The organism is Mesorhizobium sp. L-2-11 (assembly GCF_016756595.1).
Lineage (GTDB): Bacteria > Pseudomonadota > Alphaproteobacteria > Rhizobiales > Rhizobiaceae > Mesorhizobium.
Genome location: NZ_AP023260.1, coordinates 116,699 through 136,512 on the forward strand (window position 1 = coordinate 116,699; position 19,814 = coordinate 136,512).

The window sequence follows — 19,814 nt, forward strand, 5'->3', positions numbered from 1 at the left end:
ATCGTCTGACGGGCACCTGCACGCTGGTTGCTCCTGATCGGCTGGACGTTGCGGGGTTCTGTTGCAAATTTTTGTTGAACTGAAGCAAGAAGAGATGGCGGGCGGTGCTTATGCGGCGGCGAGGATATCGAACTGCTCGGCCAATGACGGATTTGGGTTGAAGGCGAACCTCGCCTGTCGTTTGCGCATCATGTGAAGCATTTCGATGCCGTCGAGGATGATGCTTGCGGCTGCGGGAGATTTGAAGCCGAGCATCGGCCGAACACGGCGCTTGATCCGCCGATGGTCCTGCTCGATCCGGTTGTTCAAGTATTGGCTTTGGCGGATTCGGATCGGCTTCGGTCGGCGCCTGCAGCGATCCTGCAATCGATGTGTCGTATCGCAGGAAACGATCGCCTCCTGGTTGGTCTGGCTACCATCGATGACGACACGATCGGGACGCCCATGGCGCTCCAGCGCTTTCCTGAAGAAACGCTTGGCCGCCGGCAAATCCCGATGTTCGCTGAAATAGAATTCGACCGTGTCGCCGACGCTGTCGATAGCGCGGTAGAGATACATCCACTGCCCTCGGACCTTGATGTAGGTTTCATCAACATGCCATTTGCCGGTCGCTGCGCGCTTGCGCCGGTTGAAGCGCTCCAGCAGCAAGGGCGAAAAGTGAACAACCCAGCGATGGATCGTCGAATGATCGACGCTAATGCCACGCTCGGCCATCCATCTCCTTCAGATCGCGCGGCTCAGTCCATATGCCAGATACCAGCGAACGCACACCAGGATGACCGATCGGTCGAAATGCCGGCCTCTGAACATCACAAACCTCCGAAAAAAATGTCGGAGGTCACTTGCCAGACAACCCGTAACGAAAAAATTTGCAACAGAACCGGTTGTAGTGGGCGTCGATCGGGAAGGTATAATCCGCATGATTGCCATCAGTGATCTAGCCGTTCGCATAGAGCGTCTCAAGATAAGGATTGTCAGACACCAGCACGTGTTGGCGAACTTCTCGGCGGCTGCCTGGAATGTCTTGGCCACCCGATTCATCTCCTCAAAATTGTCGGCTCCCTCGAAGCGGGAGATTTCGACCATGGTGAGGTCACAGTGGGGCGGTGGCGGCTCCGCTGCCGCGGTGGCTCACCAGGTGGCATATCTACATGATCCCGACGAAGACCATGGGAACATCGTCCGGCTTTGACCCGCCACCAGAACACGGCTTCATCTTCTCCCGCCTTAGCTGCGCCGGCCAGGTATGACGAGCGGCCGCCGCTGACCTGCATGGCACGCCAGACGGTCGGGAAGCCAATACTCTGCCTGTACGAGCAGCGGAGTTTGACAATGAATAGACGTATCGCGCAGGCCCGGATGTCATGCCATTCTTGTGGCGGACGGCCGTGATCATGTCTGGACAAGCCGCGTGTGTCGCCGCCCGTTCATCGTCATTTACGCGAACAACTCCTTATAACCGGTGGTCATCATCCAGTTCGCCCGATCGAGATGGCTTCTCGCGGCTTTCCGCGCGCGCACCGGCTCTTCCGCCGGATCGATGCCGAGGATGACCTGCGCCATCTCCTCATAACTGGCATCGTCAGCGGAAGCGTCCAGGAACCTCAAGTAGGTCTTGAAGTGCTCCTTGTCGTAGACGGTGAGGCTGTCCGACCAAGGGACTTCGTCTTGAAGACCTGGCTCAACGTCTGTGTATTTCATCACGATATCGGGCTCCGGAAACAACTGGTCGAAGATTTCGCTTCGACAGGCTACCCGGACCGAGGGGAATATCGTCCTCAAGGCGACATTCCGATCATCGTCTGCAAGTGCCCGCTCGAAGCCAGAACGCTCCTTTGGCGATGCAACTCCAGGTTAGGGATGAACTGCTAAAAGCTCAAGACTGTTCGGCTGGCCGTCGATACCCTGCCGACTGCTCGGCCGTTAATTTCACATAATTTCACATTCCAAATAAGCAAAAGTCGGCCCAGAGCTGACGGCCGAAACGCGCTAAGGCATTGGGATGCGCCGCAATGCGGGCCAGGCTTCCGGGCCGATTCCGCCACGTTAGCAGCTCCATTTGCGATCGCGGCAATTCGGATTGGCGCGGGCGCCATGTGCTCCGACCCTGAGGGCTGTCCCGGTCGGCGCGAGCTATCGCTCACGGGCGATCAAGTCATCGGCTTTCGGAATGACCGGCGACGCTTGGTCTCAACGATTATGCCGGTCGGGCTGTCGGCCGTATTCTTCGCCTTGAACACGGCGGTTCGCTTCGGTTTTGGTTTGGGTGGCGCTTGAGGCTCTACCCTTGGCTCCGGCGTTTGCTTGCCCTTTTGTTTGTCCTTGCGGGAGCAAAGCAAAGCCTTGGCGGTCACCGCGTCCGCATCCGAGACCACGCCGGCCGGCTTGCCATCGAGATTGACCCGTGCGGCGCCGGCATCCAGGCTCGCCAAGTATTTGGCCATCTTGGTATACGCCAGCAGGGCTCTCCTCAATTCATCATCGGACAGTTCGCCGTCGAGCACCCGAATGTCATGATGGATGCCGATCTTGAGCGGCCTGGGCGCTTTAGGATTGAAGGCCGCCGGCCACTTGGCCGACAGATAGCGGAAAAGCTGTGCAGGCGATTTGCCTCGGCTACAGCTCAACATCATAAGCCTCGCCCCATTGTTTTCGTTTGCAATTCGGACCTTCCTAGCACGGATATATGCAATGATTTGGAAAAATGAGCATTCGCCCCGCAGGGCAAGCGGGCGCCTCCTCATTCGGACACGCGAAGTGCCTGGTGGGCCGAGCAGGATCGGCACCAATCACGCCGAGCCGTCCCGATAGAGTTCACAGCCATACATCAGGGTCGGTGGAATGCTGTTCCCCCATATCTCCGCCAGCTCATTGACCCTTGGCAGCGCATCTCAAACGCCGGCAGCGAAAAAGACTCGACGGCCCTCCGCGGAGGGCCGTCAGCGAGTAGGACCCAAAACCGTCGCGGCTTCTCTGACCCGTTCGGCCGTTCCGTCGTACCAGGGCGTCGCGTAGCGCGAAAGCTAATCAGGCGACCGTTCCGTGATCTAGGCCGGATCGACGCCGTCCTGGGACAGGAAGGCAGGCGAATGGCTGGCAAAAAGCGTTCCGCCACAACCCGGCGTCGATCACCAGAACCTGGCGCGGGCGCGGCGGAACTGCCGGGCGGCGGCCATTCCGGAATAGCTGCCGCCGATGACAATAGGCGCAGCGAAATTCAGAAGGTTGTGGGCGACAGGCTTCGGACTCCCATTCGATTGCCGCCTCGGCTCATGCCTTGACGGGCAATATTCGAGGATGTTTGCACATCACGTTCATGGTTGCCACCATGGAGCGCCTCAGAAGCGGCGCCCAATCGGAAACATTAGGACCTCCGCGTTTTGGCTCGGCTGCCTGAACTCCTCGACGACAACTGCCTCAATTAGCAGATCCAAGGCTTCGCGCCCCCTCTGGCTCATCGGATCATCGCCTCGCAGGTAATGATATGCTCGATCTAGATGCACTCGCGCGGCGGAAAAATCGCTTGTCATTTTACCCTCTCAGTTGCCGCCCGCGTTAGCCGTCTACGAGGTGAGGGTCGCGCAATCGTCAATATCCTTAGACGTATTTGATTTAAATCGCAGTAAGCGCGTAGGCGTCCCCACGTAGCGTGCAGGCGGTTGATCGCTCATTTTCAGCATGAATCATGCGGAGAATCCTATGAGCGACAGTATGAGCCATCATCGAACATTCGAGATTTTGACGGCGGAGCCTGTGCCGTCCCGACGCAAGCCGCGCCATCGGTCGGACGAAGAGAAGGCACGGCTTGTCGCCGAAGCGTTCTCGCCAGGGGGCAATGTCTCGGCGGTTGCGCGTTCCGAGGGGCTGGACCCCTCGCAGCTCTATGCGTGGCGCCGCAAGGCGCTTTCGTCGGGCATGGTTGCGCCACTGACGGAGGGAGCGAGCAAGCCGGCGAAGTTCACGCGCTTTGAAGCGGTGGGCAGCGACACGGTGGAAATCGTCATTGGCGACGCAGTGGTGCGCGCCGGCGGCGATGTCGATCCCGATCGCCTGGCGAGGATCATCCGCGCGGTTCGTAAGGCATGATCGCTTCCGGTGTGGTGGTTTACGTGTCGTGCCAGCCGGTCGACTTCCGCAAGGGCGCGGCATCTTTGATGGCGCTGGTCAGGGATGGCGGCCTGGACCCATTCTCGGGGGCACTTCACGTATTCCGTTCGAAGCGTGCGGACCGGGTTCGCATCGTGTGGTGGGACGGCAGCGGGGTTTGTCTTTATTCGAAGACTCTGGAAGATCACAGCTTCTGCTGGCCGGGGATATCGGCCGCGCGCATGCGTCTCGACCACGCCCAGTTGATGGCGCTTCTGGCCGGACTGGACTGGAAAAAGATTCGTCCGGCCAGGGTCAGGCGGCCGTTATCGACGGGCTGAAACCGGCCTGCGGCAAGATGAATCATGCGGCTGGAACGGTTGGGAAAGCGGCTGTTTTTGTGCTCTGTTGCTTGCCATGGTTCTACCGGGTCTTGCCCTTCCCGACGACGTTGATGCGCTGAAGGCGATGATCCTTTCCATGGCTCGCGAGCAGGCTGCAAGCGAGGCCCGGATCGCAGTCGCCGACGCTCGGATCGCAGCATCTGAGGCGGAGGTCGCCCGGCTGAAAGCTGTCGAGAAAAGCGCCAGCGAGCGGATCGCCAATCTCACGTCAATCCTGAAAGTTTTACAGCGCACGCAACATGGCACGCGTTCCGAGCGGCTACGCCTGGCCATCGACGACGAGCAGGCCTCCTTTGCCTTCGAAGAGGTCGAGACCGGCCTTTCGGAAATCCGGAGCGAACTCGACCGCGCGGTCGGGAACAAGCCGAAGCGCGCCCCGCGTCCGCGCAAGGGCTTTGCTGCCCACCTCGAACGCATCGAGGAGGTCGTCGAGCCGGAAATCCCGGCCGACTGCGAGGGGCTTGAAAAGGTTCTGATCGGCGAGGATCGATCCGAGCGGCTGGACGTCGTGCCGCCGAAGTTCCAGGTCATCGTCACGCGCCGTCCCAAATACGCCTTCCGGGGCCGTGACGGCGTGGTCCAGGCTCTGGCGCCGGCGCACATCATCGAAAGCGGGCTGCCGACGGAGCGGCTGCTCGCCTATATCGCCGTCTCCAAATACGCCGACGGCCTCCCGCTTTATCGGCAGGAGGCGATCTATCTGCGCGACGGCGTCGAGATCAGCCGGTCGTTGATGGCGCAGTGGATGGGGCATCTGGGCTTCGAGCTGCAGATGCTTGCTGATTACATACTGGAGCGCATCAAGGAGGGCGAAAGGGTCTTCGCCGACGAGACGACCTTGCCCACCCTTGCCCCTGGTTCCGGGAAAACCACGAAAGCCTGGTTGTGGGCCTACGCACGGGATGACCGACCCTATGGCGGAACCAGTCCGCCAATGGTTGCCTATCGTTTTGAAGACAGCAGAGGTGCGGATTGCGTGGCGCGCCACCTCGCCGGATTCAGCGGTATCCTGCAAGTGGATGGCTACTCGGCCTATACCAACCTGGTCAAGGCACGGGCCAAAGCCGGCAGCAATGAAACAATCCGGCTCGCCGGGTGCTGGGCTCACCTGCGGCGCAAATTCTACGACCTGCACATCAGCGGGGTCTCGCAGGCCGCGACGGATTCGATCATCGCCATGACCGAATTGTGGAAGGTCGAGGACGAGGTCCGCGGCAAGGATGCCGGAAGCCGCGCCGCGCTACGTCAGGAAAAGTCCGTGGCCATTGTCGCGAGCCTCTTCGATCTATGGGAAGCGGAACTGGGCAAGGTCTCCGGAAAATCCAAGACCGCCGAGGCGATCCGCTACGCGCTCACCCGGCGGGAGGCGCTGGAACGCTTTCTGATGGACGGTCGCATCGAAATCGACTCCAATATCGTCGAGCGTGCAATCAGGCCCCAGACGATCACGCGAAAGAATAGTCTATTCGCCGGCAGCCACGGCGGTGGACGAACCTGGGCGACGGTAGCCACCTTGCTGCAAACCTGCAAAATGAACAGCGTCGATCCGCTCGACTGGCTCTCGCAGACCTTGACCCGCATCGCTCAAGGCTGGCCGGCATCCGAAATCGAAATGCTCATGCCTTGGAACTTTAGGCCTGACGTTATCGGCTGACCGCTTACAAATCGCAGATAATCCGGGAGAAACCAAACACCGGCTTGTTCTATGCGAGAGCTCCTTGATTATGTCGCCGGCGGGCCCGGTGGACTCTGCAATAGGGTTGCCAAGCGAGCCCTGCCAATGCGTCCCCAGCATCATCCATAAGCCCTCCCGAGTTTCTGGTCAGTCGAGCCATGGCACGCGCAGGCTTGCGGCGGCAATCAGCCGGATGGCGAAGATCGCGGCGAAGGCGGCAGCAAATCGGAAGCAGACTCCCGTTTGTGCGGTCGGGCATTGATTCCTAGATAGGAAATTCCGCCATTACATCTCGCTGATGGGACAGCTTGCAAACGCAAATGCAGCGCGCCCTCTTGATTGACACCCTAAACAGCGAAATCGTCATCCAGTGACCCATGAACGCAATAACGCCGGCACATTGTCCGGGACATATGGGTTAGTCCCGGCGCCAAGAGACCTATGTGGTCGCTCTTCTCGCCGAATAGAAGCTGAGGAATGCCGCGCAGTTAACGGCTCGTTAATCATGCGGGGCGTAGCCAAGAAGCGTCACATCACCTACCCAATCACAGGTGACCTTAAAGACCCGGCACCCAGATCGTGCCGAGTCTTTTTGTTAGGGTAGCCTGATCCAATTGAGCGGGTCAGGAATAATGTCGCAGTACGGGCATCAGGAAGCTTCTTGTCACCGACTTCATAAAGCCGACTGGAGCTGCAACCACTTGACTAGGAATGCCCTCCGAGCTTGACGGTGTCAGGCCCGGAACGCGCCTTGTTGGCCGTGTGCCAGTCCCTGACCGACAGCGGATTGCGACATGACAACTTCTCCACACCGGAGGTAACCGTGGCGAAAGTGCCGGCGCGTGAGCGCCAGGGAAGGCTGGTTAAAGAGGCGGCCCGCTTGCAGGACTCGAACTCATGGATGACCGAGCCTCCGCATCCTCGAGGCCCATTGCTTGGCGGACGCCATTATGGCGTTCTGCGTTCTGTCTTATCGCTGTGCCATTTGCCGCACAGGATGCCCGTAACGACATTGTTTCCCGCGTGAGGTGAAGCGATGCGAGCAGGGTAGAGTGACGCGCGGCAGGGAGGGCAGGAGGCCCTAGCAAAGGCTGAAACTCGGTGAGAAATGATCCACCGGCACCTGCCCGGATCACCTCGCAAAAGTGGCGGGTGGGGACCTGGAATCAAGCTGACATTGCGAGATTTTCGCGGCCATGGCGGCTTCGCTGTTTGCTGTCCGCGGGGGCGAGGCGCATTAGCTGGGCCAGCGGCGGATGCACGCGAACCGCGGGGATGACGAACACGACCTTCGCTGGCTAGGACTGCGGCACCGCGAACCCAATGTTGGGGGCTCTACGCCGCTCGATCTGGCGAGGCACGGCGGTCGATGCGGCCCGCAGAACCCGCGCTACCGCGAGGCGCTGCCATCTCGACATAGGTGCTGCCGACTTGCAGAACACTGCACTATGTGCGAACGAACGCATCGCGACATGCCCCCCCCTGTAACCGCTTCCGCGCTGTTCTTGATTGACCAGGCGCAGTTCGACGCCGGGCGGCTAGCGCTCGGCCGATGTGTCGGGCGCCAGCAAAGTAGAAATGTTGCATGGCGGTGGGGACGGCCACAACGTGAGAGCCCGATTCGGGCGTCAGCTGGTCGGGATTGCCAGCCCGACCGGGGTAACCGTTCAGTCAGGCACCCCTCGGCTTAGAGAAAAGCGTGTCTGGCCGAATGGTCGGGGTCGCGGCGTTGAATTTCGGCTTTGACCGACACCCAACCCTCGCCGACGGTTACAAGAGCGCGGGCGAATCCGTAGAGGTGGTGACAAAGGTCTGGGAAAATTGGGAGGGTGATGCGCTCATCGCGAGCCGGAGGCGCCGGTCTGCCAAACTAGTGGTCGTAGGGAATCGGGTCCACGCTCTCAGTTAGGAGGAGCATGATCCAAAAACCTTGCGAGCTCAGTTCCTGTCCCGCGTAGTGCCTATTTGTGTGCGCTATTCTGCCATACGCCTAATGAGATTGTCCCACCTGATGACCGTCCCTAACTTGGCTGAGATCGAAGCCAAGAGCTGGCAGGCAACAGGAGTGACCATGAAGAACATTATGAGGATTGGGGACGGTGGAGATGGTAGGGCATCGTAAACTTAAAGAGCGCGAGGCGGTCGTAGGGCATCGTCAACTTAACGAAGCTTGGATACCGATGTGCGATGACGGGCTATGACAGAGCGTGACCCACTCTACCGCCGCCACCGCTTTCCCGCCGAGATCATCGCCCATGCTGTCTGGCTCTATTTCCGTTTTCCTCTCAGTTTGCGAATGGTCGAGGACTTGCTGGCGGCACGAGGGATTATTGTCTCGCATCAGACAGTCCGGCTTTGGGCAGAGAAATTCGGGCGGACCTTTGCCAGCGAGATCCGCCGCCGCTCAGCGGGTCGGCTGGGTGACAAGTGGCATCTCGACGAGGCCGTCGTTTCGATCCGCGGCAAGAAGCACTGGCTCTGGCGCGCCGTCGATCAGGACGGTTTCGTCCTGGAGGTTCTGGTGCAAAGTCGTCGCAATGCCAAGGCGGCCAAGCGTCTGATGCGCAAGCTGTTGAAGGGCCAAGGCCGCGCGCCGCGCGTGATGATCACCGACAAGCTTCGGTCTTACGACGCTGCAAAGCGAGAGATCATGCCGGGGGTCGAACACCGTTCGCATAAAGGCTTGAACAATCGGGCGGAGAACTCCCATCAGCCAGTCCGGCGACGGGAACGGATCATGAAACGCTACAAGTCACAACGCCATTTGCAGCGCTTCGTCTCAATTCATGATCCGATTGCCAACCTGTTTCACATCCCCCGCCACGAAATCTCCTCCAGCCATCATCGCGAACTGCGTTCAGAGGCAATGAACCTGTGGGCAAAAATCGCGCGGGCTTGAACCGCCGTGGGGCAAGCGGGCTACGACCGCCTCGCGCTCTTTAAGTTTACGATGCCATGCGTTGAGTAGTGCGGTTCGAACAGATCATGGCGCTCTTCAATGACCATCAGCGCGGTCAAACCGAAAGCTGCGCAGCATGCCGCCGCGAGCGCTTTAGGATCGATGGGGTATCATGTCGCTCAAGGTTTCTGCACCCGTTTGAGGCGTTGCGCTGTCAGGCGATCCAGGCGCATTTGCGTTATTTCGGGACTGCCTGAGATCGAAACCTTTGCTGATGAAGCTCCATTTAGTTTCAACCAAACCAGCCTCGCTCGTCCGTCCCACATCGGCTTGCGCTGCGACGGCGGGGCAGGGAGGAGGCCCCCCCAATTGACGGGACCGAATGCGTTTCCCCGACCACTCCGGTGACATGAAGAGAGGCCGCGTAAACGGCCTCTCTTCATCGTTCCTCCACACGGCAGATCACATGATGGCTACCGTCCAGCGATGGCCTGAAGCGGTACCTGCAACAACCGTACCACTAGCCAGAATCATCTTATTTTCTCCTTTGTAAGGGTCGAGCCCAACGTGTTCCGTTGCCCACGGAGAGCGATCGGTAACCGAGACGGTTCTCTCAGGGGGGAAAGGGTGCCGCGAGCCCGCCGAACCGAAAGGTTGTGGAGGTCCTATCGTCCACGATCTTGACTCCCGGGAGGACGAAGCAGCGCATGGAGGTGTTCCATGTGACTCGTTAACCACCCGCTTCGCGTTCTCGTCGTCCGCAGCCCCCTTGCCGAGTTCCTCGGCCAAGCCCCTTCACGCCCTTGATCCGTTGCGCTTGAGGCGATCCGCGGCGAGCGGACGACTGCGGAACTCGCGACGAACCACCAGCTTTCAGCCGCACCAGATCACGCAGTGGAAACGGCAAGCCATCGAGAATCTGGCCATGTCGTTCGACGACAAGGGTGCTCATACGCAGATCGCCCCGGGAAGCCGAGGTGAGGTCGGAAGCGGGCCACCGCCATCATGTCGAGTCGGACTGTCCGCGCTGTTCGCTCATAGCCTAATGTCCTTCAAGCTGGCGATTTCGATCCCTTCAGCCCCGAAGGCCTCGCTGACATTGATCTTCCCCAGGCGGTCCCACTTCTTCGCCACCCCGAAGTCGAGGTCCAACTGGTCCTCTATGTCAGCGATCCGACATTGGCGCAGTTCGAAACGGCCCGGATCGATGGCCTCCTCGGGTAGTGACGCGATCAGGTCGGACTGATCGAGCACGAAGCCCACCGCACCCGGATCCTCTGTCCCGTCGCGCCAAATCACTATCTTGTAGAAACTCAGCGGCACAAGTGCGTCGTGTAGCGGCTTGTCCTGCTCACCAAAGATGGGGCCGTTGAAGACCGTCAAACGGGCACGCTGCGCTTCCCCCTGCTCGGAGATGAAGTTTTCCAGGTCTCCCCAGAGGTCCAGCCCGGCACCGGTGTATTCGTCCGGCCGGTTGAATAAAAAATATTGTGGAGCCGAGTTGGTGTAGAAGAACGTGTCGTCATTGGCGGCAACGGCATCCTCGAATGTGTCACCCCAAGCGACATCGTCCCGCCGTGTCAGGTGTCCCCTGTCGTAGTCATTGTAGTCATAGAAGCGGTCGCCGAGCTGATCCGCGAATTCGATCCGCGGGTCCTTTCTCCAGGTGCTACGACCATCCTTCCGGCCTGCGGTTTCCTTCGCAGCGAAGTTCAGATTGCAGGCCGATACATAGGCCAGGCGCCGTTTCGCACAGAGGATGACGCTGTAGTTGTGATAGCGCAGTTCGGTCCGATCATCCGGTCGAGCGGGCCGGGGAACGACTAAAGCACCACCACCGAATTTCGACTCTGCCTTGACCTTGGGCAAGGAAACGGAAACTCCCAGGAACTTGCGGGCGTAACCATCGCGATCGGCGAAATCCTGCGCCTCTAATTTCTTTTCGAGCAACTCGGCCGGAAGTCGCGGGCGCGGCTTTCGTGCCGGTGCGGACCGATTGCCGACCCGGCCTAGAGAAAGGGTTATCTTCAGCGGGACCTCGATAGTGGCCGACGGCACCCATCTGTCCTTCGATATTTCCCGGTCGGGACCGCTGCGTCTCCCGGACGACACTTCGCGAACGTCTTTGGTGGGATTCAGCTTGTCCACGACGCTCTCGGGGACCCGGATAGCCGCGAAGGTTTCCATGGATGCTGTGGCCGACATGGCTTCATTCAGGTAGGCTCGCTTCTCCTTTTCCAGGGGCGCGCTTTCGATCGCTGCAACGAGGCTGGAAATCCGCACGGCCTCATTCGCGACCCATTTGATTTCCTCGACAGAGTGCTGCTCCTTGTCCCAGATGCGGTCATCTTTTCTGAGCCAGTTCCCTTGGCTGTCGATCGCGGGCACGCCGCTATGGTGAAGCCCGACGACCTCCCATCCATCATTCATCACAGGTGCCCCTGAGGAGCCTTTCTCCGTATTGCCTTCATAATGCAGGAACGGTCCGAGGCCTTCGGCGGCAGTCCTCATATCGAGAACCCGGTTGTTGCGGATCACGACCTGCTTTTCCCGGCCACGGGGATGCTGGACGATGTTGAGGTAGTCCTCCTCCGAGATCGTGATCTTTCCCTGGGCGCCATTGAGCGGAAGCCATCCGTATGTGGAAATCTCGACGCCTTGGGTGCTTTTCACAGCAACCGCCACGAGCGCGTAGTCGAGCGTGTGGTCATTCAGGAAGAAGCGCTTCGGCTCGAGCGCGAACTCCTGAGGCTGCTTCACCGGACCGAAGCGGTTCTGCTCGTAGTCCATCTGAACGACGCATCGATCCGCAAGCTCCGCCGAGGTGAGGACGTGCTCATTGGTCAGAAGCAATCCCGGACCGACGAGGAAGCCAGTGCCTCGTGCGCGAAGGATTCCCTTAGCACGCATAAGCACGCGCCCGACACTTCGGGCGGCCGCCGAGCCCCGGTCCAGAAACTCCACGGAAAGAAAGTCGCGGGCACCCGTGATAACCTCGTGAACGATCTGGTCGCTGAGCTCTGCGATAGTCACGGGCAAGGGGCGCTCCACGAACTTCCTCAAGACGGAACTTTCCGGCGGGAGCATTCCCCTGCCGGACTTCCGGACATCGCTGATGATATTGTTCAATCGCGCAACCAGGCGATCCGGACTGTCCGCCGCCAGAACCTCATGTCTGGTCAGCGCGTCAGTGCGCGCTTCGCGAATCCTTGTGCGGTTCTTCCATCGCGCGGCGGCAGCCTCTGCATTCGCTAACAGCGCTCCATCGATTTCGTCATCCATCGCCATACCATCCTCCACGGTAACCGAACAAAAGGCATCCGATATCCTCGCAAACCTCATTTCTTCCTGGACTTTGACGCCCCACAGCGCCCGGCTGCGGCGAAGGCCAGTGCCTGCAAAGACGTCATGATCGTCACACAGGGATCCCAAAACTCCTTCTCGGTGTCGATGTCGATCCGCTGCCGTCACCTGTCAGGAGCGAGCCGGTCGGGTCTAACCGCTCACCAAGTTGGCGCCCGAGTTTCCTCCCGCGCACCTTTGCGATCGGCTTTATCAAGCGGCGGGACAACCGAGCGCCGTGTTGCCCACCCTCGTCAGCGTTGCGAGATTGTGGGGTCCCCACATGCGGTGAACTGGTTACAGGCTTGGCCGTTTCGGTTCCCAGGGAAGACGGATCCGCTTGAATTGGTCTCGCGGTGGTGATTGCCTGTTCGGTTAGGCTGTTCATGGAGGAACTCCTGCCCGTTCGTGCCATAGGTAGCTGTTTTCATCCAAGCAACTGCCGCGCAGGCAACTGCCGCGCCAAACCGGAAAACTAATTAATTACAACAAACGATCACGCTGATAGCGCAGTGTCTCAATGTCGAAGTTGTCACAAAACGGACAACGCCTGCGACTGCCGAGCACCAGAACGCTTCAGAATGGTAGGCGGAAGTTCGCGGAGACGGAAGTCGTGCTGGCCAATACGCCGGATTTCGACGGCGCGATCGAAAAGTGCTGGGCTAGGCGCGATAAGCGACTGTCGACATGGATGCTGCGATTGCGGTCCGCGTCGGGGGCCCAGTCCGAGATCACCCCCTCAAGCGTGCCGTCGAACGCGAGACCCACGAACTCGCCACGCCCGTTCAGCGTCGCCGAGCCGCTGTTGCCGTTGGTGATGTCGACCGTGGACATGAAGACGACCGGCAACGTGCCCAGCGCTGGCGCGACATAGGGGCCATAATCCTTGACCCGAATCGCGGCAACCACCCCATCCGGCGCATCGAACTCGCCCCTGCCAGTGTGCTTGGCCAGAAGTCCCTCGGCCGTGGTGAAGGGCATCCAAATCTGCCCGTCACGCGTTCGCCCTGTCACCTTGCCCCAGGTGAGGCGCAGCGATCGGCGTTGGTGCGCGGATATGAAATCGAACGCATTTCGATCTTTAATGTAGTTGGTTATGGGTCGAGAACTTCTTCGCAGATGCAGTTAATTTGAGAATCCGACCCTCGAGATTCGCATAATTAAATGCCCAGCTCGGACCAACCCAGCGCATTCTTACAATTAACTGCCAAGCGACACGTGGTGCGCCGTATGACCTTCACCAATGTCGTGCAGTCATCGCATCGCCTGATCGCCACGAGACCAGCGCAGTGCTGCACGAACTGCAGCCCTGATTGCGCGGAGCCGATGCCGATATTGCGAAGCCATTTGCTGGGGTGGCGCATCACGTGCCCTCTGTGCGGAGACCAGCTCCGGGAGCCCGACGGGCACGAAGCCCCCTCCCCTTTCCACCAGTATCGTGGTGCGGCCCTGCGGGTTGAAACGCTGCTCGACGATGAAGCCGAACGCGGTATCCAGACCTGGACATCGCCGGCCGAAATCGCCCAGCTTCTCCTGATGCGACGCATTCCAAGACCAATACCCAGCCAGCACGAGCTTTGGCGCTTCAGGGTGCTTGGCGCCATCGTTCCGGATCTCGATGATGTCGTTGCCACGGACCACGAAAGCCTACCCACACCGGCCAGTCCGATTCTGCCGCTTCACTTGCGGCCCGCTCTGCTCGCGGGAGTGACCATCGTCGAGCGCGCCGGACCGGAGATGCTCCGGATGCTGGGCGGTCATATGATGGGCGGCAACAGGACTCGATTCAGCGACTCCGCCGAGAACATGATAGCCCGAGCTCGCAGGTCGAGAACTTCTTCGCAGATGCAGTTAATTGGAGAATCCGACCCTCGAGATTCGCATAATTAAATGCCCAGCTCGGACCAACCCAGCGCATTCTTACAATTAACTGCCAAGCGACAGTGGATGCGACTATCGCTGTTCCTGGTGCGACAGCCTGCATGCCGTGGACAATAGCTACCGTCATCAATGGAAAACTATGTCCACAGACGCAATCTGGCAAAAGGTCGTTGCGCTTTCGGGTGGCCGGCCAATGATGGTGTCGCTGTCAGGCGGCAATCCAGCGATCCAGCCGCTCGGTGCGCTGATCGAATGCGGACATCGTAAGGGCTATCGATTTGCATTGGAAACCCAGGCTTCTGTGGCCAGGGACTGGTTTGCCGAGCTCGACATACTGGTTCTCAGCCCGAAGCCGCCATCAAGCGAAATGACGACCGATTGGGCTGCGTTCGAAGCGTGCATCGAGGCGGCGCAGAATAAGCCGCAAATCGTGCTCAAGTTCGTCGTGTTCGATGCAAGAGACTATGCCTATGCCAGAGATGCTGCCGCGCATTTTCCGCAGCTGCCCGTCTATTTGCAGCCTGGCAATCACACGCCGCCGCGCCCCGGTCACGAGGATGCGTTCGTTGACATGGATGGCATAATGAAACGCATGGAGTGGCTGGTCGAGACGGTGATCCGTGACAGATGGTTCGATGCCCGCGTCCTGCCGCAGCTTCATGTTCTGCTTTGGGGCAACAAGAGGGGCGTCTAGCCCGCATAGCGAGCATCTCTGGTTGCGCGCATCGGTGCGAACAGTCCTGGAATTTCAAGCCTCAAGGCGTTCCGCGCAATCGCCTTCGGGCGGCGGATCTCGCATGATGGTGCGGGTGCGCGCATATCGCGTAAGCCACGCAAGGCCACGGCCGAACTACGCGTTGTTGTCTCCGGCTGAAGTCTCATTTTTCAGCTCGCGCCCAGATTGAAGGAAGTGAGCTGTGTTGACGACGAACCGAGAATGTTTAAATAGCGACAAATAATTTGCCTATGAAGAAACGGGCCCGCTCGCTTTCAGCTGTGCCCCCCACATGACAAGAGGAAACTCTATGAACGTTTCTCCCGAACAGGACGACAAAGCCGATCTCGTGTCGATCGCAGCCGATATCGTCTCAGCCTACGTGTCAAACAATCCGCTTCCGATCGGCGAGTTGCCGAAGCTGATCGGGGATACCTATGCCGCCTTGCAAGGGATTGGCACGCCTGTGCCCCCGACCGCGGTCAAGCAGGAGCCGGCGGTGTCGCCACGGAAGTCGGTAACGCCCGATTTCATTATCTGTCTGGAAGATGGAAAAAAGTTCAAATCCCTGAAACGTCATATTGCAACGCATTACAATTTGAGCCCCGATGAGTACCGGCAGAAATGGAACCTCCCAGCCGATTATCCGATGGTGGCGCCGAACTATGCCGCGGCCCGTTCGGCTCTGGCAAAGGCATCCGGGCTCGGCCGCAAGGCGGAGGCGCCAGCACCAGTTGTGACAGAAACAGCGAAGCGAACCACAAGAGCAGCGCCAGCCGAAGCGAGAGCAACGGTGGTGAAGTCCCCCTCAAAGAAACCTCGCAAGGCACCCGTCTCAGCATAGCGTCCTGCATTGGGCGGAGCGCTAGGCAACCGCCGCAACAGACGATTTTGGAAACCGGCCATCAGTCAGCCGGTCGCATCGCTGACATGTGGCCTGCCCAGGATAGGGGCTCAGCCTGTCGACGTTGCTCAGGTGGCAGCAGTGCCGGAAAGCTCTCTTCATCTCGGTGCCGGTCGGGGTTGGCGAATGCTTGACGTTCGGGTGAGCTGACGGCGCGGCGTGTACCGCGCCGGCTTTTGGGTTGGCAGCCGCCTTGTCAATTGCTGCACGGCCAGCGTGGCGGTCCCCGCGATGACCATGCCTGCGACGTTGAGCACCAGCTGGACCAATGCTGCCCAGGCTTCACCCCAGGCGCCGAGCGCGAGCGTCAGGCCGATCGTGCCGACGGCCGGCACCGTCGTGATCGAGATGAACACGCCCACCAGCGCCGAGGATTTCGCGGTGGTAAGTGACAGCATGCCGGCGCAGCCGGCAAGCAGCGCAATCACGAAGGACCAGGCATCCGGCTTGACGATGAAATCCGTGGCCGCGCCGGTGGTTGCGGCAACTGGGTCGATGAGGCCAATTGCATGCGCTGTCGCCCAGACAAGCCACGCGATTGCCGTGGCGAGCGCGAAGCCGCCGAGCAGCGTGGTGACCGCGGGCTCAAGCAGCGTCCAGCGCCGCCGCGCAATAGCCAGGCAGATTGCGGAGATCGGCGCAAACTCAGGCCCGACTACCATGGCGCCGACGATGAGGATAGGCTGGTCAAGATATCTGCCGATGCCAGCGATCAGCGTGGCAAGCACAAGGAAACTCAGGAACGACCACGACGACCGCGCGTCTTCTTCGGCCTGATCCTCAATCTCGTCCCAGATCACGGCGTCGGCGGGGTGGCCCCCTGCGGCCTTCTTGGCGGCCTCGGCAGCAGCAGAGATCACGGTCACATTCTCGAGCAGGGAAATCGATCCCGTAGCTTCGATCCCGAGCTTGCGTAGCATATCGATTGTGGCATTCACGTGTTCGCGGGCGATGTCGAACAGAAGCAGATGGCCGTCGCCGCCGAGCGCGAATCCGGGCATGACCACCAGGTTCGCGGTCGCCGGATCGGCTTGGATGGCCATGATTGCGTCATCGCACGTATGACGTGGCGTTAGGACACGGACCTGCAGCATCGACATGTCCTTACCGGGCGAATTGCAGGGGCTGGACGGCCATACCTATTTCCGCTCGGTGACGGTCAAAGAAGGAGGTCTTCGTGCTTGTGGTTGTTTATCAGACCGAGGATTTGCGATTTGACGATCGCGTACTCGTCGGACCTGACGAACGGCATCAACAGTTCGACCGTTTCTTCAAGCCTGTGGCGATCGCCTGCATGAGGACGAGTGAGATAGTGACCGTGCCTGTAGATGTTATCCGACAGCCTCTTGTTCAGGTCGGCGAAAAATCTCATCGTCATTTGCTCCAGATCAATTCAGATAACAGAACACCAGGTCCGCATTCCCGGTCGCGGGGGCTTACCGGTCGCCATAGGCAAATCCTACCCCTGTGCGGCGCTACTTTGCGATGGGTAGCCTCGGCCGATGGCAAGGCGCGACGCGGGGGAGGGGTGCGGCGCTCGCTGCCTTGCTGCTATCGGTCGAGGCGTCTGGTGACTGCGAACAAGGACTGCAAGAATTCGGTGTGGCATCCGGCGGCGCGCCTCTGCAGACATCACCCTTCGAACTTAACATACTCTAGTATAACATGAACGCAACAAGTCTTTATGCGTAGCTATGTAGATAAAATCTGATATACATTTAACGATAAAAATATCGGATACCCGCGCTGGAATGTCAATGTCTTTACGATTTCAAATGTAATCTTGGTAGACCTCCCCATGAACTGAACATCAGGATATTGGCTGTGGTTGCGGCTATAGGATCGCGCACGAACGAGGGTTAGCGCCTAATCTCAAAAAAAGAGTGCGGCGAATAGTCGGCCTACCGTACCCGATGCCAGCCATCGATCTGGCAGCCGGTCAAAGCTTCGGCCTCTTCCCGACAGACATGACGAATGGTCTGAGAGAAGGTCCAGACATGACCTTCGAAGTCGCGCTCGATAGGTCCGGTCGCCGTAAAACTGGTTTTCTGGCTCATGTTCCGATCCCGACTCTGGAGTGAAGCGCGTCTGCGATTCTCAACCACCGCTGACGTTCCGGCCCGAAATCAAAGCCATTGACAACAACGATCATTGCTCCGGGTGAAGCTGGCGCACCATTGACCGAACTCTGTCCGGATCGATCCGTGCGTCGGCGCTCTTCGAATCTTTGAAGGCAGTGCCGACGATAAAGCCACTGGCCTGTTCGGCTAGTTTCGTGATGCTCTTGTCGGTCACACCGCTGCCTACGAAAATCGGTACGTCTGCAACGCCCCGCAATCTCGCCAGATCCGATTCGTCGATGGGCATGCCGGTCGCCGGTCCCGTCACGATCAGCGCGTCGGCATGCGATCGGGATACGAGATCGGCTGCTTCCGCCCGGATCGAAAAGCCAACGGCCAGCGGATAAGAGTGTTTGATGTCGACGTCGGCGAAGATCTTGATGTCGGAGCCGAGCCGCATGCGGTCGCGCAGCAACTCGTAGGCGCGGCCTTCAACCAGTCCCTGGTCGGTCACGCGCGGCGACCCGAGAACGCAGACACGGATGAATTCCGCCTCGATAGCGTGGGCGACGGCAAGGGCGGCGCGGCCGTCATTGCGCAGCACGCAGACACCCAGCGGCACATCGTGGCGGTCCCTGATCATGCCGCCGATGCGGCTCATCCAGGCGATGGTCTCGCGCGGAACATTGTCGGGGAAAAACGGCGTGTCGCCGAAATTCTCGATCATGATAGCGTCGGCGCCGCCTTCGGCGAGCGCGGCCGCGTCGGCGAGCGCCATATCGACGATTCGGCGGCTGTCGCCAGCGTATCTGGGCGCGCCGGGCAGCGCGAGCAGGTGGATGACGCCGATGATTGGCTGCTTGCCGTCGAAGCCTCTGATTTTCATCACCATGACAGGTTCTCCAGGGAAACCACCAATGTGCGTCGGCGGTGTTCCCACCGTCGGCGCCGCAATTAACTTCGCCAGCGTTAGCCGCTGGACACTACCACAGCCGAAACAGGACCGACATCAAAAGAGTAGATTTTCGCGCGCGAGACTTTCTTTAGCATAATTGAATACTATCTCTTGTTCCGTTTTCGATGGTATTGCTCGATGATCCGGTGCTAGATTGCTTCGCGTGCGAAAGATGCCGAGGTCGGTCATGGCCGAATACAAGGTTGCATCAGTTTCCGACTTTGAAGACGGTAGCAAGCTGCTGGTCAGCATAGGTGGGGTCGAAATTGGCGTCTTCAGGCTTGGCGATGCGTTCTATGCCTGGCGCAACGTCTGTCCCCATCAGGGCGGGCCGGTGTGCCAGGGGCGCATCTTTAAGCGGGTCATCGAGAATATCGATGCAGACCGTAAGCTTCATGGTCTCCTATACGACGAAACGGTGCGCCACATAGTCTGCCCCTGGCACGGCGCTGAGTTCGACATCCGCACCGGCCGCCACGCCGGCACCAAAAAGCTGGCACTCGACCCGATCGAGGCGGTGGTCCACAACGGGGAGATTGTGCTGCATGTCGATTGAAGGGCGCAACGACCCCTATGCCGAGGCAGAGGCGGCTGCCGAGTGCTTCTGGGCCTTGGCGCGGCAGGCGTTGGACGGCCGCGAGGCCGATCGTATCTCTGACGAGGCGGTTCGCCGTGTCATGACCGCTGCGATCAAGCTCTATGCCGCGAAGGCCGATGGCGGGATGCGCACGTTCCGCGCGCTGGTAGGCGATTATGACGAGGTGGTAACGCCAACCGAAGCCCTAACGGCGACGACCGAGATTTTGCGCGCATTGCGCCTCGGACCAATGGAGTTCGGGCTGTGGTCGCGGCGGCGCCCGGAAGACCATTACCTGACCGATCCCGACAGGTGA

At 59.6% G+C, this 19,814-nt stretch carries 16 protein-coding genes and 4 pseudogenes; 9 read left to right on the plus strand and 11 right to left on the minus strand.

The window, feature by feature from the left end:
- Positions 1 to 108: 108 nt before the first annotated feature.
- The 5 genes and pseudogenes from JG739_RS34550 to JG739_RS35940 form a co-directional block, all read right to left on the minus strand.
- Positions 109 to 810, minus strand: a pseudogene (locus tag JG739_RS34550) (IS6 family transposase).
- Positions 811 to 1,437: 627 nt separating this feature from the next.
- On the minus strand, positions 1,438 to 1,701 hold the full coding sequence (locus tag JG739_RS34555) for a DNA -binding domain-containing protein (RefSeq protein ID WP_199202530.1): 264 nt from the start codon (positions 1,699 to 1,701) through the stop codon (positions 1,438 to 1,440).
- Positions 1,702 to 2,150: 449 nt separating this feature from the next.
- A complete protein-coding gene (locus JG739_RS34560) occupies positions 2,151 to 2,786 on the minus strand; it encodes a ProQ/FINO family protein (protein ID WP_244750048.1) in 636 nt (211 codons plus the stop codon).
- A 264-nt stretch (positions 2,787 to 3,050) separates the two neighbouring features.
- Positions 3,051 to 3,176 (minus strand): annotated as a pseudogene (locus tag JG739_RS36610) (thioredoxin reductase); the annotation flags it as partial.
- Between the two features lie 162 nt (positions 3,177 to 3,338).
- On the minus strand, positions 3,339 to 3,530 hold the full coding sequence (locus tag JG739_RS35940; protein ID WP_244750049.1) for a hypothetical protein: 192 nt from the start codon (positions 3,528 to 3,530) through the stop codon (positions 3,339 to 3,341).
- A 169-nt stretch (positions 3,531 to 3,699) separates the two neighbouring features.
- Between JG739_RS35940 and JG739_RS34565 the strand changes: the two genes are divergently transcribed.
- From JG739_RS34565 to JG739_RS34580, 4 genes are all read left to right on the plus strand, one after another.
- On the plus strand, positions 3,700 to 4,086 hold the full coding sequence (locus JG739_RS34565; RefSeq protein WP_183445375.1) for a transposase: 387 nt from the start codon (positions 3,700 to 3,702) through the stop codon (positions 4,084 to 4,086).
- Complete coding sequence (gene tnpB, locus JG739_RS34570; protein WP_183445374.1) at positions 4,083 to 4,427, plus strand: IS66 family insertion sequence element accessory protein TnpB; 345 nt, start codon at positions 4,083 to 4,085, stop codon at positions 4,425 to 4,427. The genes JG739_RS34565 and tnpB overlap by 4 nt, the downstream gene beginning before the upstream one ends.
- A 76-nt stretch (positions 4,428 to 4,503) precedes the next feature.
- Positions 4,504 to 6,144 carry an IS66 family transposase gene (gene tnpC, locus JG739_RS34575; RefSeq protein WP_183445373.1) on the plus strand — a complete coding sequence of 547 codons (1,641 nt, stop codon included), beginning with the start codon at positions 4,504 to 4,506 and terminating at the stop codon, positions 6,142 to 6,144.
- A gap of 2,218 nt (positions 6,145 to 8,362) precedes the next feature.
- Entirely contained in the window at positions 8,363 to 9,064 is a 702-nt protein-coding gene (locus JG739_RS34580) for an IS6 family transposase (protein WP_199202433.1), read from the plus strand.
- Between the two features lie 1,035 nt (positions 9,065 to 10,099).
- Here the strand turns inward: JG739_RS34580 and JG739_RS34585 are convergent.
- Both JG739_RS34585 and JG739_RS34590 read right to left on the minus strand, forming a co-directional pair.
- Positions 10,100 to 12,352: a DNA/RNA non-specific endonuclease gene (locus tag JG739_RS34585; protein ID WP_202367942.1), complete on the minus strand. Its 2,253-nt coding sequence runs from the start codon at positions 12,350 to 12,352 to the stop codon at positions 10,100 to 10,102.
- 630 nt (positions 12,353 to 12,982) lie between these two features.
- Positions 12,983 to 13,387, minus strand: coding sequence for a S46 family peptidase (locus JG739_RS34590; protein WP_342216483.1), 405 nt, complete (start codon positions 13,385 to 13,387; stop codon positions 12,983 to 12,985).
- 249 nt (positions 13,388 to 13,636) lie between these two features.
- Between JG739_RS34590 and JG739_RS35945 the strand changes: the two genes are divergently transcribed.
- The 3 genes and pseudogenes from JG739_RS35945 to JG739_RS34605 all read left to right on the plus strand — a co-directional run bounded on the left by JG739_RS35945 (position 13,637) and on the right by JG739_RS34605 (position 15,846).
- Positions 13,637 to 14,296, plus strand: a complete 660-nt coding sequence (locus JG739_RS35945) for a hypothetical protein (protein ID WP_244750050.1) — start codon at positions 13,637 to 13,639, stop codon at positions 14,294 to 14,296.
- A 55-nt stretch (positions 14,297 to 14,351) separates the two neighbouring features.
- Positions 14,352 to 14,981: pseudogene (queE, locus tag JG739_RS34600) on the plus strand (7-carboxy-7-deazaguanine synthase QueE); the annotation flags it as partial.
- Between the two features lie 331 nt (positions 14,982 to 15,312).
- Entirely contained in the window at positions 15,313 to 15,846 is a 534-nt protein-coding gene (locus JG739_RS34605) for a MucR family transcriptional regulator (protein WP_199202435.1), read from the plus strand.
- A 158-nt stretch (positions 15,847 to 16,004) separates the two neighbouring features.
- Here JG739_RS34605 and JG739_RS34610 read toward each other — a convergent pair whose 3' ends face one another.
- From JG739_RS34610 to JG739_RS34625, 4 genes and pseudogenes are all read right to left on the minus strand, one after another.
- Positions 16,005 to 16,949, minus strand: coding sequence for a DUF389 domain-containing protein (locus tag JG739_RS34610; protein WP_244750051.1), 945 nt, complete (start codon positions 16,947 to 16,949; stop codon positions 16,005 to 16,007).
- 116 nt (positions 16,950 to 17,065) lie between these two features.
- On the minus strand, positions 17,066 to 17,278 hold the full coding sequence (locus JG739_RS34615) for a hypothetical protein (protein ID WP_202367943.1): 213 nt from the start codon (positions 17,276 to 17,278) through the stop codon (positions 17,066 to 17,068).
- Between the two features lie 529 nt (positions 17,279 to 17,807).
- A pseudogene (locus JG739_RS34620) lies at positions 17,808 to 17,961 on the minus strand (VOC family protein); the annotation flags it as partial.
- A gap of 93 nt (positions 17,962 to 18,054) precedes the next feature.
- Positions 18,055 to 18,858 carry a BtpA/SgcQ family protein gene (locus JG739_RS34625; protein ID WP_202367944.1) on the minus strand — a complete coding sequence of 268 codons (804 nt, stop codon included), beginning with the start codon at positions 18,856 to 18,858 and terminating at the stop codon, positions 18,055 to 18,057.
- Positions 18,859 to 19,108: 250 nt separating this feature from the next.
- Between JG739_RS34625 and JG739_RS34630 the strand changes: the two genes are divergently transcribed.
- Both JG739_RS34630 and JG739_RS34635 read left to right on the plus strand, forming a co-directional pair.
- Positions 19,109 to 19,477, plus strand: a complete 369-nt coding sequence (locus JG739_RS34630) for a Rieske (2Fe-2S) protein (RefSeq protein ID WP_199202438.1) — start codon at positions 19,109 to 19,111, stop codon at positions 19,475 to 19,477.
- A complete protein-coding gene (locus JG739_RS34635) occupies positions 19,467 to 19,814 on the plus strand; it encodes a hypothetical protein (protein WP_199202439.1) in 348 nt (115 codons plus the stop codon). The genes JG739_RS34630 and JG739_RS34635 overlap by 11 nt, the downstream gene beginning before the upstream one ends.

Coding starts and splice junctions, on each gene's coding strand:
- JG739_RS34555 (WP_199202530.1), bottom strand. CDS start 1,701: ATGAAATACACAGACGTTGAGCCAGGTCTTCAAGACGAAGTCCCTTGG.
- JG739_RS35940 (WP_244750049.1), bottom strand. CDS start 3,530: ATGACAAGCGATTTTTCCGCCGCGCGAGTGCATCTAGATCGAGCATAT.
- JG739_RS34565 (WP_183445375.1), top strand. CDS start 3,700: ATGAGCGACAGTATGAGCCATCATCGAACATTCGAGATTTTGACGGCG.
- tnpB (WP_183445374.1), top strand. CDS start 4,083: ATGATCGCTTCCGGTGTGGTGGTTTACGTGTCGTGCCAGCCGGTCGAC.
- tnpC (WP_183445373.1), top strand. CDS start 4,504: ATGGTTCTACCGGGTCTTGCCCTTCCCGACGACGTTGATGCGCTGAAG.
- JG739_RS34580 (WP_199202433.1), top strand. CDS start 8,363: ATGACAGAGCGTGACCCACTCTACCGCCGCCACCGCTTTCCCGCCGAG.
- JG739_RS34585 (WP_202367942.1), bottom strand. CDS start 12,352: ATGGCGATGGATGACGAAATCGATGGAGCGCTGTTAGCGAATGCAGAG.
- JG739_RS34590 (WP_342216483.1), bottom strand. CDS start 13,387: ATGCCCTTCACCACGGCCGAGGGACTTCTGGCCAAGCACACTGGCAGG.
- JG739_RS35945 (WP_244750050.1), top strand. CDS start 13,637: ATGACCTTCACCAATGTCGTGCAGTCATCGCATCGCCTGATCGCCACG.
- JG739_RS34605 (WP_199202435.1), top strand. CDS start 15,313: ATGAACGTTTCTCCCGAACAGGACGACAAAGCCGATCTCGTGTCGATC.
- JG739_RS34610 (WP_244750051.1), bottom strand. CDS start 16,949: ATGGCCATCCAAGCCGATCCGGCGACCGCGAACCTGGTGGTCATGCCC.
- JG739_RS34615 (WP_202367943.1), bottom strand. CDS start 17,278: ATGAGATTTTTCGCCGACCTGAACAAGAGGCTGTCGGATAACATCTAC.
- JG739_RS34625 (WP_202367944.1), bottom strand. CDS start 18,858: ATGGTGATGAAAATCAGAGGCTTCGACGGCAAGCAGCCAATCATCGGC.
- JG739_RS34630 (WP_199202438.1), top strand. CDS start 19,109: ATGGCCGAATACAAGGTTGCATCAGTTTCCGACTTTGAAGACGGTAGC.
- JG739_RS34635 (WP_199202439.1), top strand. CDS start 19,467: ATGTCGATTGAAGGGCGCAACGACCCCTATGCCGAGGCAGAGGCGGCT.